Source organism: Pedobacter sp. PLR (genome assembly GCF_026239675.1).
Classification (GTDB): Bacteria; Bacteroidota; Bacteroidia; order Sphingobacteriales; family Sphingobacteriaceae; genus Pedobacter.
In genome coordinates, this window is sequence record NZ_JAPIVQ010000004.1 from 421,633 (window position 1) to 438,429 (window position 16,797).

Consider the following 16,797-nt stretch of genomic DNA (forward strand, 5'->3'; position numbering starts at 1 on the left):
TGTATTTTTAAAATTTCAGGTTTCCATTACCGGCAAGTAAAGTATGTAACAGATATCTCATGGAATCAAGTCCGGGTGATTTATAGGAAAGGATTGGTTGTATTTTCCTTGTTTATTTTGCGATTGCCCGGTTTATTTAAACCTGTTTTTTATGGTAGGAAGTCGCCAGGGTTTAATGATTGTAAGGCTTATCAAAAAAACTAATTTTTAATTGGTTTAAGATATACGCCTCCTTTATCAATCTCTTCAGTTCGTCGAGGATCCATTAACAATACCTGGCTTATTTTCATAGCCTTACCACTGGGTTCGATAATGAAATAGGAAGTCAACTTGCTTTTATCCTTTATCTTGTTAACAACAATAGATAAAAGATCAGTGATTGACACTGTATTAATTTTTTTGAATTCAGCCAAGGTAATTGGTTTACTCTTTGCGAATTTAGATTTTTCAAAATTTATATTACTTCCCAATAAATTACACCTACATGGTATGTAGTATGAGATACCGTGCTCTAATGAGTCTTTAAAAACCATGCGGTCTTTAATTGCCACTGCAGCAGTATCAAGGTAGTAGTAGACCGAGTCTTTTTCTTTTACACTATTTTGGCCTTTACAATTTTGAGTGATTAAAAGGAAAATTCCGAATAAATAAGTTATAGTTCTCATAGCGTGAATCTTCGAATCCCAAATTTTTCCAGCGAGACTTTGTTAAATGGGATCGGATGAAGGACTTTTGTGTTTTTAGGCGTCAATTTTTTATGGGTTTAATTTCTATAATCGTTGAATGGGTTCTTGGTTTAGTAGGCCAGGCTAAAATGACTTTTGTTATTTTCATTTTGTCACTCACTGGTTCAATAAAATAAAAATTATATTTATAAATCCTGTCTTTTGCATATTGAATTGCAATGTCAATAAGGTCTGGAAGTGATACTGTTTTAATTTCGTTAAATTCTTGTAAGGTAAACGGTCTGGTATCCTTAGGATTAATTGAAAAAAAATTAACATTTGTATTCCAGGGGTAGCATCTGCATAAGATGTTAAAATTTTTAGTATAACCGTAACTGTATAAATCAAAAATTCTATCCTTAATTGGCACAGCTGCGGTATCAAGGAAATAGTAAATATTACTCCTTTCATTGTCCTGAGCTTTTGATACTTGTGTGTTGAAGATCAGATAGCCAAACAACATAAATATTAGGTGTCTCATATTTTTATTCTATTTATAACCCGAAGTTTAAAAAACATACTTAACTCTTAATGAGGAACGGAAATACCTATTCCCATATCTAGCTATTATTGCATTCCTTAAGTTTAGTTAACCAGGTTTTCCTGGTAAGTGTTCCAGTTGTTTTTTGAGTGTCTGATATTCTTTTTCCAGGTATTTAAAAGCTTTAGTCCGGGGTCTTTCGCCGTAATTGGCTATCATTTGCGCTGAATAACTGCCTTCCACCTGATCAAACCTTGCTTTTACCTGCAGGTATTTCTCTTCTTGTTGTTTTTCTGCTGCATTTTTACCCGTTCCATTCAAATTACCCAGATAAACACTGTCTGAAACCTTTTCGCCATCCGCAGAAATAAAGGAGATATAGGGTTCTATCTGTTGATTCAATACCTGGTCATGCATTGGGATAAAACATTTTCCCTCTGATCTTCTAGCCACATTCAGGTATTCCTGGTCTTTTCCGGTTTCCGGGCAACAAATCATGACCATCACACTGTCGTTGGATTTTAAGTCTGCATAATCTTTTGGATCCCAGGTGATTTCCAGTCCACCAGCTAACTTATTGATTTTTAAATCAGCGGTTTCCGGCATGACACCCTGACTCAGCTTTACCTTGCTGTAATCGATACTGATATTAGGGTATTCACCGGTTAAAGCCTGTTTTTTATGGTAGGAAGTCGCCAGGTTATGTGCATTATGTACCGTTCCTCTGGCCTGTAAACCGTAACCGAGTTTAATAAAACCACCCATTCTTTTAAGCAGTTTGGTGGTGACTGCCATCTCCTGGTAATTGGCCAGTTGAAGCGTACTTGGTTTTCCTTTTCTGCCGATTAAGCGTACTATAGGTTGCCCGTTCAGCATGTAGAAAACAAGGTTGCCTACTTTTCCGTTAAGATGGCCCTGTGGACCGTTTGAAGCTATTGCCATATCAGAGAGGTTAAGTGTTTGAGGTAGAGTTAGGTGTCATCCGGTGTGGATAGTATGAAGGTACTGAATATCTTAGGGGTATTCAACTATTGATGTTATAATTATTTAAGTATTAAAAGAAAGCTATAAGGTATTCTTAAAGCTGTTGATAGGGCTATAGGTCAGCTTAGGCCCTATCAACCTCCATGCAAAAGGGGAAAGAGGCCCTGATAATTGTAGTGTCAGTATGGAGGCAGGCTAGCCTCAGACTGATTTTCCTATAACCATAACAGCGGCATTGCATAGCCGGGGATCATAGATTTCATGACGTTCATACTTTTAAAATTAAGTGAATTTCATTGCCTGCAGTTTGAAAATGACTCTGTTTGTTGAAGTATTGATATGTTTTGCTGAATGAGTACAACTTAAAAGCACTTAGTTTACTGATGATAGCTTTAAACCCCTAAATTAACTAACCAAAATAAACGATTGATGAGAAATAGAATTGTACTTGCATTTTTAGTGTTCATGGCCTGGTCTGTGAAACCAGCTGTCTTTGCGCAATCTTCGGGTTTTGAAGGGTATCTTCCACAGATTACTAAAAACATTAACGGCCTCCTGAAAGACGGGAGTACAGGTTTGTATTTTGAGACTACAGATGTAGTGCAAAAAGATAACCCACACTCCTGGTTATGGCCGCTCTGTGCGCTGGTGCAGGCTGCCAATGAAATGGACGCACTTTCTGGTAAACGGGAACAGCTGAAGCCAGTAGTGAAAGCAATTGATCAGTACTATAGTGAAAAACAGCCCCTGGCTTACCAGGATTATGTGACGGCCGAGCGCTTAAGCTCCCGTTTTTATGATGATAACCAATGGATCGCTATTGCTTACCTGGATGCCTATAACCGGACCAAAGAAGCTCCCTATCTTAATAAGGCGATCATGGTTTATGATTATATGATTACCGGAATAGATGCTAAGGCTGGAGGAGGCTTATACTGGAAGGAAGGGGATTTTAGTACCAAGAATACTTGTTCCAATGCACCAGCCATATTGGTTGCTTTGCAGCTGTATAAAATCACGAAAGAAAAAAAGTATTTAGAAACAGCTTTATCAGTTTACGACTGGACCAATAAAACGCTTCGTTCTCCGGAAGGGTTGTTCTATGATGCTATAAAAATACCCGGTGGAGAGATTGACCGCAAGTTCTATACTTATAATGCGGGTGCAATGCTTCAGGCCAATGCTTTATTATTCACTATAACCAGTAATAAGAAGTATTTAATAGAAGCACAACAGATTTCTAAAGCAGCGAAGAACTATTTTTTTAAGGATAATCGTTTACCTGGACATTATTGGTTTAATGCGGTATTGTTAAGAGGAGGGATTGAACTTTATAAAATTGACAAGAATAGCGACTGGATCAATATTTTCAGAAATGAGGCTCAACGGATTTGGAGCGAGGAACGGGATGACGCAAACCTGATTGGGCAGCATAAAGAAAAATCTCTAATTGATCAGGCCGCAATGCTGGAGATCTATGCCCGACTGATACAGTTAGAAAAACAAAAATAAATAGGTTTGAGTTGTTATGCGCTAATTTTTAATTAAATAGAGACAAAATGAAGAAAGTATGATACAAAACTATAGAATGACTTATAGGTAAAAATCCAATATTTGGTTACCAAATATTAAATTGTTATGAACAGACTTCTATCAGGCGCACTACTTTGTGTGCTTAGTTATACCTCATTGCAGGCGCAAGAAAAAAAATGGGCGTTAATTAAGGATCGAATTGCAACGCCATGGGCCGAAAAGGTTGATCCTAAAAACCCGCTGCCAGATTATCCCCGTCCACAACTTGTCCGTTCACAAAACTGGAAAAACCTGAATGGCTTATGGAGCTATGCCATTACCCCAAAAGATCAAAATGATCCGGTTAAGTATCAAGGTAGCATTCTTGTACCCTTTGCGGTAGAATCTGCTTTATCAGGTGTAGGTAAAACCATAGGTAAAGACAGCGTATTATGGTATAAAAATAATATTACCGTTCCGGCTTCTATGAAAAATAGTGAGGTGCTGTTGCATTTTGGTGCCGTAGACTGGCAGACGGAAGTTTTTGTGAACGGCAAAAGCGCAGGTCAGCATCAGGGTGGTTTTGACCCTTTTACTTTCAACATCACCAGTTTGCTTAAAAAAAGCGGAACGCAGGAAATAAAAATCCGTGTCTGGGATCCGACAGATGAAGGACCACAACCAAGAGGTAAACAGGTCAGGAAACCGGAAGGAATCTGGTACACCCCGGTTACCGGCATCTGGCAGACAGTTTGGCTGGAAAGTGTTCCAAAAACACATATTGTAGCGACTAAACAGACCCCGGATATCGATGCGAAAACACTTTCCCTACAGGTAAACGTTGCAGCTGGCCAACCGGGTGATCAAATTAGAATAACCGCATTTGAGGATGAAAATCAGGTTGCTAAAAAAGAAGCAAACCTAAATGACGAAATTTCTTTAGCCATAGCAAACCCAAAACTATGGTCTGCAAAAAGCCCTTTCTTATATGATCTGAAAATTGAATTGCTACGCAATGGAAAGGTAATTGATCAGGCAGGTAGTTATTTTGCGATGCGTAAATCATCCATGGCAAAAGATCAGAATGGTATCGAAAGAATGTTACTTAACAATGAGTTTGTCTTTCAATATGGTCCGTTAGACCAGGGTTGGTGGCCGGATGGTTTATATACTGCGCCTACAGAAGAGGCCTTGATCTATGACATCATAAAAACCAAAGAAATGGGCTTTAACATGATCCGCAAGCACATTAAAGTGGAACCGGCAAGATGGTATTACGAATGCGATAAGTTAGGAATGCTGGTATGGCAGGATATGCCTAGTGGAGATCTCGGTAACCATTGGGAACCTAATCTGGGTACAATGGGTGGGACAGATAAAAACCGTACTCCGGAATCAGAAGCAATGTACCGCAAAGAATGGAGTAAAATCATGGACGACCTTCATAATTTCCCTTCAATTGTCGTATGGACTCCTTTCAACGAAGCCTGGGGACAATTTAAAACCAAAGAAATTGCGGAATGGACTAAGGCAAAAGATCCTTCCAGACTGGTAAACAGTGCTAGCGGTGGTAATCATGTTATCACCGGAGATATTGTGGATTTACATCATTATCCGGAACCAAAAATGCCAAGACCAGACCTTTTTGGCCGGACTCATGCTATTGTTTTGGGGGAATTTGGCGGATTGGGTTTGCCGGTGCCAGGGCATACCTGGAAGGAGAAAAACAATTGGGGATATCAGTCTTTTAAAACTGCTGATGAACTTTTTGAAAAATATGATTCTTTTATCCGTAGCATCGAAGGTTTAATCAAAAAGGGATTATCTGCGGCAGTATATACACAGACGACCGATGTGGAGCAGGAAACGAATGGATTGATGACCTACGACAGGATCTTAAAATTTCCTGAAGCAAAAATAAAAGCGACGAACGACAGGTTGTATTTGATCACTCCGTAATTTTCATTTAAACATACAACCAAACCGATGAAACGATAAGTAGTAGGATATGCTATGATTTGTTGTTTGCATATTCAGTAGGAGACATTCCGAATTGTTTGGAGAAAACTCTCCCAAAATGAGTTTGGGAGCTATATCCAACCAAATCGGAAATCTCATAAATCTTTAAGGCACCCTGTTTCAATAGCGCTGCACCTCTTTTTAAACGGGAAATATTGATCAGCTCATTGGGGCTAAGATTTGAAATAGATTTGATTTTTCTGTATAAAGTAGGCCTGCTCATGTTCATGTGATTGGCCAGATGTTCTACATCCAGATCGGGGTTGCTGATGTCTTTATCAATAATGTATTGAATCTTTTCTAGGAACTGTTCATCCGCTTTGGAATGGGCAATTCCTTTCAGGTGCAATAGTGGCGAACTGGAGAAATAGGCTTTAATCTTATTTCTATTAGCGATTAGACTGCAAACCTGCACTTGCAGGAACTCTGGTGAAAATGGTTTTTCAACAAAAACATCGGCCCCTAGCTCCAATCCCTGTATTTTAGAGTCCAGGGTATCCTTTGCCGTCAAAAGAATTAATGGGATATGGCTAAATTCAATGCTCGACTTAACTTTCATACAAAACTCAAAACCATCCATTTCAGGCATCATGATGTCACTGATGATCAAATGGACAGTCTCTGTCTCCAGAATGGCAAGTGCGTCCAGACCGTTCGTTGCCGTTAGGATCTGAAACTTTTCACTTAAATCATCTGCAATGAACTCTAAAATTTCTTCGTTGTCGTCTACAAGTAGGATCGTTATCTCTTTTTCCATTTTCCGTCTAAGTTAAATTCCATTTCCTGATGAATCGGGAATACAGCCACAAATACATTGCCTTCCGGATCGCTTTCTTCCAGGTATAAGTAGCCCCGGTGTAATTCTGTCAGAGATCTTGATATGGATAAGCCAATGCCGGTGCCCCTTTGCATTTCTGTTTCTCTGGACCGGAAAAAGGGCTCAAATATTTTATTATTTATTTCCGGAGCAATCTTAAGTCCATCATTGAAGACCTGAATACTAAACTGATCTTCCTCCGGATTTATACTAAGTACGATTTTTACTTTCGATTTACCATACTTAATCGCATTGTCCACCAAATTACTCATGACCTTGTACAAGGCTTCTGTATCTACATAAGCAAAAAAATGTGGAGGAAGTATGGTTTCAAAGTTGATCTTTTTGCTTTCCACAGCATCTTGAAACTGCATGTTGACGGCCTCAATGAGTTCTGAAATGTCGACTTTTACAAAGTTTAAAGAATAGCCCTTAACCTCTGTTTTTCTGAAGTCCAGCAGCTGATTGGTGAGGTTCAGTAAACGATCCGTATTCCGGTTCATGGTTTTCAAATTCTTCTCAATGACAGGGACCTCTTTTGAAAGTTTAATGATCTTTTCCATGGGCCCTTTGATCAAGGTGAGTGGAGTACGGATTTCATGAGCTACATTGGTGAAAAATTCGATCCTGGCCTGGTAGATTTCCTTTTCTTTTTGATGCTCAAAGAGCTTTATCCGTCTTTTGTTTTTCAGGTCTGTTCTCTTATGATACTCCAGGATTACCGCAGTAACCACTCCCAGAAATAAAATCGAATAGAGCGCGTAAGCCCATGACGTTTTCCAGAATGGGAGTAGCACAACGATGCGTAACTTAATATTATTTTTACTCCATTCCTTACTTCCGTTAATCATCGCTTTGGCTTCAAATACGTAGGTTCCAGGGGCTAGTTTTGTAAAATAGACTTTTCTATTGGTTTTTAAATATTCCCAGTTATCGTATAATCCGGTCATCTTATAAGCGTACTCCGTTGTTACAGGGGAAGCATAACTGAGTCCTGCGAAATCAATACTAAAGGACGATTGGTTATACCTCAAGGTAATCTGATCCGTGTAAAGAACAGATTTGGTCAGGATCTTATTTACTGCCGGATCCGTACTTTCTGTATTGTCAATCTGGAAGCCTGTTAGAAATATAGGTGCTGTTTTAGAAGTGGTATTTAGCTGTTCCGGTAAGAAACTGATCATTCCCCTCAAACTACCAAAATACATTCTGCCATCAGTGTCTTTGTAAGAAGAGTTGTAATTAAACTGATCTGTAAGCAGGCCGTCGGCCATGGTATATGTTTTTACTTCCTCTGTCTGCGGATCAAAGCGAAACAGTCCGCGGGTACTGCTGATCCATAATTTATGTTGATGATCTTCCAGAATTCTGAAGAGGAAATTACTCGGCAGTCCATTGCTGGCATTGTAAGATTTAAAGGTTAATTTTTTCTTGTCCAGCAAGGATAATCCACCGCCATCTGTAACTATCCAGATGTTCTTTTTGTTGTCTTCGAAAATCCCGTTTATGGTGTTGTTGCTCAGGCTGTTTTTATTGCCCTGTTGGTGCGTTAAATTGAGATAGCCGTTTTCGCCTAACCTGAAACGAATAAGGCCTTTATCATAAGTTCCAGCCCATATATTACCTTCACTATCTTCCATGATATTGTTAAAGAAGTGAAAGGGGATACCTGGTATGGCATCAAAATCATCCTTTTTACGGTTATACTTATAGATCCCTACAGTGGTTGCAAGAAGTATATCTCCGGCTCTGGTTTTAAACAGACTCAATACGAAACTGGATCGTAAAGAATTTCCTTTTCCAGCTACATAATGTTTAATCACCAGGCCGGTATTGATATCCATCACATCCAAACCATGCTCGAAAGTACCAATCCATAATTTGTCGCCATCCGCCACCAAACCATGGATATTGGAATGTGCAATAGAGGTTTTGTTTCCATTAGGAAAAAAGGAGGTAAAGCGGCCTGTTTTTGGATCCAGCTTATTCAGACCGGCGTCCTCAGTACCAATCCAGAAGTTGCCGTTTTTATCCTTACAAATTTCGCGGACATCGCTTCCACTAATGGAGTTATGCTGCTGCTCCGGGAAGTATTTGCTGAAAATGGAAGAAGAGGGGGCGTAATAGTTCGTGCCACCAAAATAGGTTCCCATCCACATGCCTCCATCCCTGTCTCTGCATACCGAGTAAATGGCATTGTCTGAAAGCGTATAAGGATTGCTATATTGTTTTTTCTGCTGAGCAATGGTTCCATTTCGATGGTTATAAATATATAATCCTGATTCGGTGCCAATCCAGAATTCATCTTTATTTATGGATTGTATAGCTCTTACATAAATATGTGTTTTATCCTTATTCCGGGTAATGACATCTTTTAATACATTTGTTTTAGGGTTGTATAGCTTAATTCCCTGACTGCTGGACCCGAGCAATAGCTGATGGTCTCTGGTTTCTGTAAATACGGGAACCCAACCAATATTAACCGAGCCTTTTTTATTCATTTGATAACGGGTCTTAAAAGACTTGCTCAGGGGGTTATACATCGCAATCTTACCGTTAGGACTCGTGATTAGAATTTCTCCGTCCGATTGACAATAAATAGAACCGACCTCAAATGCGTCGTTAACGCTTACTGGTAAAAACTCCTTTTTCGTAGGGTTATAGCGATAGACCTTGCTATTGGAAAGGAGCCATAGGATGCCATTGTTGTCAATGTGTATGCTGCTAATTCTAATCTGGAGGGTTTCCTTTATTGCGTGGAACGTTTCCTTTTCAGGGTTGTATTTGTAAAGCCCGCGATCTGTACCTATCCAAAGGCCCGCAGTTTTGTCGCTAAGCAAGGCATAAATCTTATCGTTTCCCAGACTGGTCGGATTTGCAGGATCATGACGATATGTTTTAAATGAATAGCCATCGAATCTGTTCAGACCATCCTTTGTTCCAAACCACATGAACCCTTTATCATCCTGAACACTGGCAAATACACTGTTGTTGGACAGCCCGTTTTCTACCTGATAGTGTTTAAAATAATAAGGTTGCGCATGCAATATTTTCGCGAATAGCAGGAAAAAAATGAAGGTGGTTATTTTCAATATATTTTGGCTCGGTAATCAAATATATTAAAGATAACATTGCTTTTAGTATATAACAGAGATTTCAGTTAATGTCTCCTTTTCCAAAAGGCAGAATCCTTCCAACGCATTTCTTCGCGGTAATACATTCTTTTATGCCTGTTGTAATGTTCCCAGATCCGATCGAGTTGATGCGTATAGCTTGTTTGGATTTCTTTTAAGCTTTCAGCTTTTAAGATACTTTTCGGGTCAGACTCCATCATCAATTCTGTCAATTGGATAGCATTAGCCATCGCATTAAACATACCTTGTGAGGATAAGGGATCAAAACTCATCGCAGCATCACCAAGTGCTACCCATTGTTGGCCGGCAACCTGATTAAGGCGCGTGGAGTTGGCTGCTACGGTTTGATGAATGCCAATGGCGCTGGAATTTCTCTGAAGGAGAGTCGCCATTTCCCGATTGGTTTTTGCTAACCTGAAGAACTGATCAACATCATTTAAAGTACTCCGGTCTATCAGGTCCGGGTCAGTTTGTAAGGCCAGAATTCTTTTGTTCCCGGGTAAAGGCGAGCTGTACCACCATCCGATTTCGCTTGCCGAAATGGTACTCATTTTATTGGCTTCCAGATTGGGGAGTGTAAGCCAACAGCTAATTAATTTGTCGTATTGCTGGCGCCCGATACCAATTTTTCTTGCGAAATGTGACTGTCGGCCACTGGCATCGATTACAAATTTCGCCTTGAAGTGGTAAAGCGGATCATTTGATCCCTTATCTTGTGCTGTAGCTGTGATAGACCAGCGATGATCTTCAAAATTGGCGCTTTGTAATTTGGCGGGCCAAAAGCAATTTACACCCCGTTTCAAAGCGGCTTCCCGTAAATAAATTTCAAATGCCTGGCGATCTAAATGCCAGCCAAATCCATCAGGGTTGCGCAAAAGATCTACGATATAGGCTTGTTCGTTACCCCAATAGGATTGTGTACCGATATGTTTGAGGTGCTGACTTTGATTGGTCGCCCGGAGGGTGCTGTCTAAGCCCTCCAACAAATCCAGCTGCTTTAGAATACGTCGTGTTGCCGGAGGCAAACATTCGCCAATCCGTTTGGGAGGGCTGTCTGTCTGATCGAGCAACACCACGTTATATGATCCGGCGAGCGCGATGGCGGCGGTACAACCCGCCACACCACCGCCAATAATCGCAATATCAACTTCTTTATTTATTTCTGCTTTCATCAGGGAAATACGGTCTGTTAATTCATTTTTATTTTGGGATAAATCGGGAGAAGCGATTGCTTTTCTCGGTCACACCAGTACTTCCTCCGGTACTTGTCTGAGATTTCACCATCAATGGTCTAGCTGATTTAGGAGCTTTGGACGACAATAAATTCAGTAGTTTTTGAACAACCGGACTTGATTTGAAATCTTCATTCAGTTCCTGATTAACGAGTTCGATCAGGTTGGCTTTTGCACTTTCTATCAGGTTTTGCTCCGTTAGTAATTGTTTATGTGATAAGTCGGTAATAGCTTTAGCAAGAAGGTGTGGAGAACTTATTTTCGCGGCTTTCTGACGGTTTAAAATACTTTCCAGTTCTTTTACGGCTGCGGCTAATAAGGTAGCTTCCTGTGCTGGACTTGGTGTGATTCCAACCTGCATTTTCGGTGGAAAGGCCGGGTCATTTGGTACGCCAGGGCGTGATTGAACCACAGCGAGCTTATCAAAGTGTGTTACCATACTATTAATCTGGGTAGTGTAACTTGGTTCTTCGCCCCCAAGCGGTAAATCATCCAGCCAGTCTTTACGGTAGGCAAAGGCTTGTTTACGTGTTTCTTCAGATAGCGCTGTATCTATAGATGCTTTGTATTGCGCTTCAGTTAAGATATTATTGGGAACCCTGGCCGGCCAAAAGGTTGGAACGTACGGATCGTAGGTCGAACTATAGCCATCACGGCAACTCGCGGTATCGGTTTGCCAGGGGATAGCCATCCATCTGGTAATACCACCGGCTACTTGTCCACCAAGTAAAGGGCCTTTTGCTAAAGTGAATACATCGCTATTCATCACCGGACCATAGTAAGAGGAGTTTACCGGTGGCGTTTTTGGTGCATGTTTAAGTCGGAAAGCAGACATATACATACCGGCAGTTCGCATTGGCCATGTCATTTCACAACCCGGATGGAAGGCATCTGCCAGGCAAAATTCCATGGCTGCTCTGGTCAGCATATCCGGTTGTTCAGCAACAGGTAACTTATCTATTGTAATTGGCTCCGGGATATGCGGGCAACCGGTCATATCCACATAATCTGCATCAAAGTCACCTTTTACCCATTGGTCAATAAAAGACAATTGTAATTGGGATAGTGTGGAATGCTGACGCACAGAACCTAAACTAGGGATAGTAATGGCATCACCATACATCCATGGCCATAATTGGGGCGCTTCTGCACCCGATACCTCATAACGACGGAAATTATTAGAAATCGTACGTCGCATTTCCATATTTGCAGAAGAAGGGTCATTCAACTTTACCATCCATTTAGCCGTGGTGTAATCAAACTGACCACCCCAGCCGAATGCGGCTCCAAAGCCTGCATTAACCCATTGCAGGTTAGTCATGCGCTGGAAAACAGGCAGGATGTCCTGAGTAAAAGAAGGCCTTTTCGGTCGGGCCAGCATTCCTGCATCAATGGCCAGGTCTCTCATTAAATCCCACATGGTACGAACCGATTTCTGTAGGGGAGCGTAATCAGGTGGACCACAAATTACCCATGCCGGCTCCACTTTAAGTTTAACCCCATTGTATTCCACATCTGCAGTAACGGGACCATCAGAAATATCGTCATACCAGCCTTCGTTGTTCGCGAATGTAATGGCAATATCTCCGTTTAAATTTTTGGCTACACCATGTCCGCCGAGCATGATTAACCTTCCTTTTACATCAGTACGCATTTCACCAAGGTAAACGGTCTCCGTCTGGAATTTCCCTATAAAAGGATGGCCCTTATCTACGTTGGTTGCGCTTACCGACTGATGTCCGCCATCTATGATTAGTGAGTTCCGGTCGGCCACGTTAATATTACGTAACATAGAAGCTGGTGCGCCAATAGCATCCGGAATGTCCAGGGCCATTTGAAATTGATACCAGGATGATTTTTGATTTGCTAAATGAGCATGCCAGACAATATTGGCATTTTCGGCAGTCAGCTCTTTAATTGCTTTTCCGGCGGCATTAAATCCGTAAATTCTGAATTGGGCAGCTTGCCGTTTTAGTGCTCCGGTTTTATCGCGGTAGGCATAGTCATCTGTTAAGACTACCGGTTCGGAAACCAGGGGACCAATAAAATATTCATGATCACTATTCCCGACACGCATTACTCCGATTGGGGGATAGATTCCGGCCGTAACAATGCAGTCGCTGTCTTCGTCTGTATCTCCTTTAAAGGGAGGATTAATATGTTCAGGTTCTTGTAATTGCTGGCCGTTGGCCTGATGGCGGGCTTCGGCACTTGCTGCGTAAACCACTTTTCTGGCTTCAGCAATAGATCCAAGCGGCTCATGTTGTGCTAAGGTTCTCCAGATGTTAAAAGCAAGAATACTTCCAAATTCAGGCTGGCCAATTGCGCAAATATCCTGCTGAGGGAATTCTAATTCAGCAATACAAATATAAGGACTCTCTTCAGTGCTCCAAACCACCTGGGCATCATCAAGGGGCATGGTTGCATCATTGGTACGGAATTGTATCTCAAAGCGGAATTTTGCGGCCTTATTGCGCAGGCGTTGTTGTAAATCAAGTGCCAGGTAATTTTTATCATTAAAAACTGCTCCATGATCGGTTTCATCCGGTACTAAACGATATTTAACAATGTTTTTATCGCCCAATCTAAAAGGGAGTATTGCCCAATAACCGGCACTCAGACAGCTCGCTTCGACTTTTGTCATGTCTTTGAGAATATCGGAGAGCTCCGGGTGTTTATTGATATAAGAGTCGTAGTCATGATCTACCGCACCAGCAGTAGTGAAACTGCACATTTGTTGTGCGTCACGTGCAAAAAATCGGTCTATGTTTTGAAAGATGAAATCCGCATTGCTGCTGTCGCCTAATAATTTAGGCCCCTCAACGCCAAATAGTTTTAGTCCCAGTCCGAGGGTGGTGTGCAGGTCCGGTGAGCCGGGGTCGGTGTCGCTGGAAAAGCGTACCGCACATTCGTAAGTGTCTCCGGCGAAAATCCCTACTTTAAACTCGGGCCTGATGTCTTTTTTTACGCGAAAGGTTCCATAGGCTATGCCATGTTGTTTTCTGAAAACGGCACGTTCAGCAGGCATTTGCCCTTTTTCGATGCTTGTCTTCTGACCCATTTCAACGAACATCTCTTTGAGACGTTCTGTTACAATTTTTGTAGTTCCGTCGCTATCCCAGCATGCTACATTATTAGCGGTAGCTTCACCTTTAATTGCAGCTGAAGATTCAGTGTGCAGTGCTGCACCTGACTTTTTTTTCGATTTTTCAGTCATGGTATTATTTTCGTTTAGGTGGTAAAATGATTAAGGGTTATTACAAAATTTGAATATTGCATTAACTCTGCTTACGAAAAAAATGACTGATTACTGGCGTTGAATTAAAAGAAGGACATCATTTAAATGATTCATAATGGAGAGGTTAATTTAAAGCAATAGGGTTTGATAGATTAAAGCTATAAAAAATAGCTTAGTAATTAATGTTTTTTATGTATATGATCAAATAAATAGTTTAAACTTTTTTGAAAGCGGTATACATGGATTTGTTATTTGGTAAAACATAAATTTCTGTGTCGGATTATTGCGGTTTCCTGAAGAAATGATAAAAGAAGAGCCTATAAATTGGTGAGGAGTCATTGAAGATGGAAATAGAATGCAGTAAAGCCTGGTTTTAAACTAAGTCCCAAATAAAAATGTAACTTGGGAAAAGTTAAGTAACTAATTTTCACAACTATTATTAATCAATAATGTTATCTAAGATTAAAAAATCTATCTCTAAGTTGAAGGGTGAAAGTCCTTATTTAAAACGATCATATGCGCAATCAGGTGAAGATTTAATTATTGATTTCATTTTTAAAGAAATCGGGATTAATCAACCTTCCTATTTGGATATTGGTGCTCATCATCCCTTCTATTTAAATAATACTGCGATATTTTACGAAAGAGGTTGTCGGGGAATTAATATAGAGCCGGATCCTTCTCTTTTTGCTGAGTTTACAAAATCCAGAAAACAGGATATCAATCTTAATTTAGGTATTGGAAATGAAAAAGGCATATTAGATTTTTATCAGATGTCGGCACCAACATTAAATACATTTTCTGAGCAGGAGGCTAAGAATTACGCGAATGAGGGAGACTTCAAAATTGAAAAAGTAATACCTGTAACCGTAGAGACCGTTGCTAATATTCTAAGGGATTATAACCATGGAAAATTTCCGGACTTTCTGACACTTGATGCTGAAGGTATCGATGAGATCGTTATTCATTCAATAGATTTTGAACAGAATTTCCCTAAAATTATATGTGTAGAGACGATATCCTTTTCTTCATCAGGAACGGGGGTTAAGAATAATCAATTGATAGCCTACCTGGAGGATAAAGGTTACCTATTATACGCAGATACCAATATTAATTCAATTTTTGTTAGAAAAGACCTTTGGATAAGAAAGTAGTTGTATTCAGTGAGATACAACGGAATTTGTTATTCAGGAACAAAGATCATGGATAGGGAAACTTTACTCCTGATGAATTGTATTACTAATATGGAACCCTTAATTGAAGAACTTAAAAAACTATTAAAGGGCGGCGGCGCCCATGTGGGATTAAAAGATGCTACGGCAGATATTCCTTTTGAACTACTTGGCGAAAGGCCGTATGCTTTACCATATAGTATCTGGCAGCTTGTTGAACACATCAGAATTGCCCAATGGGACATGCTGGAATTTAGCAAAGATGGCAATCATAAATCGCCGGTGTGGCCCGATGAATATTGGCCAAAAGAAGTTGCTCCGACAGACAAAAGTAGTTGGGATAAAGCTTTGAGACAGATTGAAGAGGATTTAAAGGCATTTGTTGAACTGATGCAGCAGCGGGATTTATATGAACCCATTGCACATGGAACTGGACAAACCATCCTGCGGGAAGCGTTTCAAATTGTTGACCATGCAGCCTATCATATTGCCGAAATTGTGGTCATACGGCGTTTGCTAGGTATATGGAAATGATCAATAAATACAGCTATACTATGGAATGGCACAGCTGTATTTGTTAAAGATGTATGTAATGTTATAAATCAAAACCTAAGCTAAAATCATTTTCTTGTTATTCCTGCTCCACTCGCTCCAACTACCCACATACAATTTTGGAATCTCTAAACCTGCATAGTCTATCGCCAGGAGCGTATGACAAGCGGTTACACCGGAACCACAATGTACAATCACATTTTCAGTTTTATAATCAGCCAACGCTTTTGAATATTTTTCCTTTAGAATTTCAGGAGCTAGAAAAGCACCATTAGCATCTAGATTCTCCGTAAAAGGAATATTTATAGCGCCGGGTATATGACCAGCAATTAAATCTATAGGTTCGGTTAATCCTGCAAAACGATTTGCATCACGAACATCAATAACGACATGATGATTACTGTTGCCAGCAAGTTCCACTTCATCGATTTCTGCCAATGGCAACTGCCATGCTGTAATTGGATAGGGCGCTGTTGGTTTCGCTGACGGAATCTCCGCATTTACAGGAAATCCGGCTTTAACTGCAGCAGGATAGCCGCCATTTAAAACCTGAACCTTTTCGTGACCTAGTGACTTTAACATCCACCAGAATCTTGCAGCAGCATTAGATCCGTTTTTATCGTCGTAAACAATTACATGCGTATCCTTTGTAACGCCGTATTTCCCCAAAAGCTGAGCAAAATGTTCAATAGTTGGTAGCGGATGCCTGCCACCCATAGCGAAATCTTTAATATCGGCCAGATCAGTATTTAAATCCAGATAAAAGGCACCATTTAAGTGTTGTTCATCATATCTGGGTTTCGACCCTGCACTTACATCAAAAAGGATGAAATCGGTTTCACCTGGTAAAATCAATTCTTCAGGTTGTATAATGGATGATAGTTTCATAGTCTTTTTAAAATTGTGAATATATAAAAATGCTAACTTAAAA

Annotated in this window: 12 protein-coding genes; 4 read left to right on the forward strand and 8 right to left on the reverse strand. The window is 40.3% G+C overall.

From position 1 onward, the window contains the following. Positions 1-200: 200 nt before the first annotated feature. The 3 genes from OQX61_RS12390 to OQX61_RS12400 all read right to left on the reverse strand — a co-directional run bounded on the left by OQX61_RS12390 (position 201) and on the right by OQX61_RS12400 (position 2,148). On the reverse strand, positions 201-665 hold the full coding sequence (locus OQX61_RS12390) for a hypothetical protein (protein ID WP_265842016.1): 465 nt from the start codon (positions 663-665) through the stop codon (positions 201-203). A gap of 82 nt (positions 666-747) precedes the next feature. After that, positions 748-1,206, reverse strand: coding sequence for a hypothetical protein (locus OQX61_RS12395; RefSeq protein ID WP_265842017.1), 459 nt, complete (start codon positions 1,204-1,206; stop codon positions 748-750). Between the two features lie 108 nt (positions 1,207-1,314). Further along, on the reverse strand, positions 1,315-2,148 hold the full coding sequence (locus tag OQX61_RS12400; protein WP_265842018.1) for a DUF6266 family protein: 834 nt from the start codon (positions 2,146-2,148) through the stop codon (positions 1,315-1,317). Positions 2,149-2,619: 471 nt separating this feature from the next. On the opposite strand from OQX61_RS12400, the gene OQX61_RS12405 reads away from it, so the two are divergent. Together OQX61_RS12405 and OQX61_RS12410 are read left to right on the forward strand one after the other, a co-directional pair. Next, positions 2,620-3,702, forward strand: a complete 1,083-nt coding sequence (locus OQX61_RS12405) for a glycoside hydrolase family 76 protein (protein WP_265842019.1) — start codon at positions 2,620-2,622, stop codon at positions 3,700-3,702. A gap of 126 nt (positions 3,703-3,828) precedes the next feature. Next, positions 3,829-5,661, forward strand: a complete 1,833-nt coding sequence (locus OQX61_RS12410; protein ID WP_265842020.1) for a sugar-binding domain-containing protein — start codon at positions 3,829-3,831, stop codon at positions 5,659-5,661. Between the two features lie 52 nt (positions 5,662-5,713). On the opposite strand, the gene OQX61_RS12415 is transcribed toward OQX61_RS12410, so the two are convergent. From OQX61_RS12415 to OQX61_RS12430, 4 genes are all read right to left on the reverse strand, one after another. Then, complete coding sequence (locus OQX61_RS12415; protein WP_265842021.1) at positions 5,714-6,478, reverse strand: response regulator; 765 nt, start codon at positions 6,476-6,478, stop codon at positions 5,714-5,716. After that, positions 6,463-9,630 (reverse strand): sensor histidine kinase, encoded by a 3,168-nt coding sequence (locus OQX61_RS12420; RefSeq protein ID WP_265842022.1) that lies wholly within the window; start codon positions 9,628-9,630, stop codon positions 6,463-6,465. Before OQX61_RS12420 ends, OQX61_RS12415 begins: the two co-directional genes overlap by 16 nt. A 68-nt stretch (positions 9,631-9,698) precedes the next feature. Further along, on the reverse strand, positions 9,699-10,844 hold the full coding sequence (locus OQX61_RS12425; protein WP_265842023.1) for an NAD(P)/FAD-dependent oxidoreductase: 1,146 nt from the start codon (positions 10,842-10,844) through the stop codon (positions 9,699-9,701). Between the two features lie 28 nt (positions 10,845-10,872). Beyond that, on the reverse strand, positions 10,873-14,121 hold the full coding sequence (locus tag OQX61_RS12430; protein ID WP_265842024.1) for a LodA/GoxA family CTQ-dependent oxidase: 3,249 nt from the start codon (positions 14,119-14,121) through the stop codon (positions 10,873-10,875). Between the two features lie 470 nt (positions 14,122-14,591). On the opposite strand from OQX61_RS12430, the gene OQX61_RS12435 reads away from it, so the two are divergent. Together OQX61_RS12435 and OQX61_RS12440 are read left to right on the forward strand one after the other, a co-directional pair. Further along, positions 14,592-15,296, forward strand: coding sequence for an FkbM family methyltransferase (locus OQX61_RS12435; protein ID WP_265842025.1), 705 nt, complete (start codon positions 14,592-14,594; stop codon positions 15,294-15,296). A gap of 90 nt (positions 15,297-15,386) precedes the next feature. Beyond that, positions 15,387-15,848: a DinB family protein gene (locus OQX61_RS12440; RefSeq protein WP_265842026.1), complete on the forward strand. Its 462-nt coding sequence runs from the start codon at positions 15,387-15,389 to the stop codon at positions 15,846-15,848. A gap of 75 nt (positions 15,849-15,923) precedes the next feature. On the opposite strand, the gene OQX61_RS12445 is transcribed toward OQX61_RS12440, so the two are convergent. Then, positions 15,924-16,754, reverse strand: coding sequence for a sulfurtransferase (locus OQX61_RS12445; protein WP_265842027.1), 831 nt, complete (start codon positions 16,752-16,754; stop codon positions 15,924-15,926). Positions 16,755-16,797 lie beyond the last annotated feature (43 nt).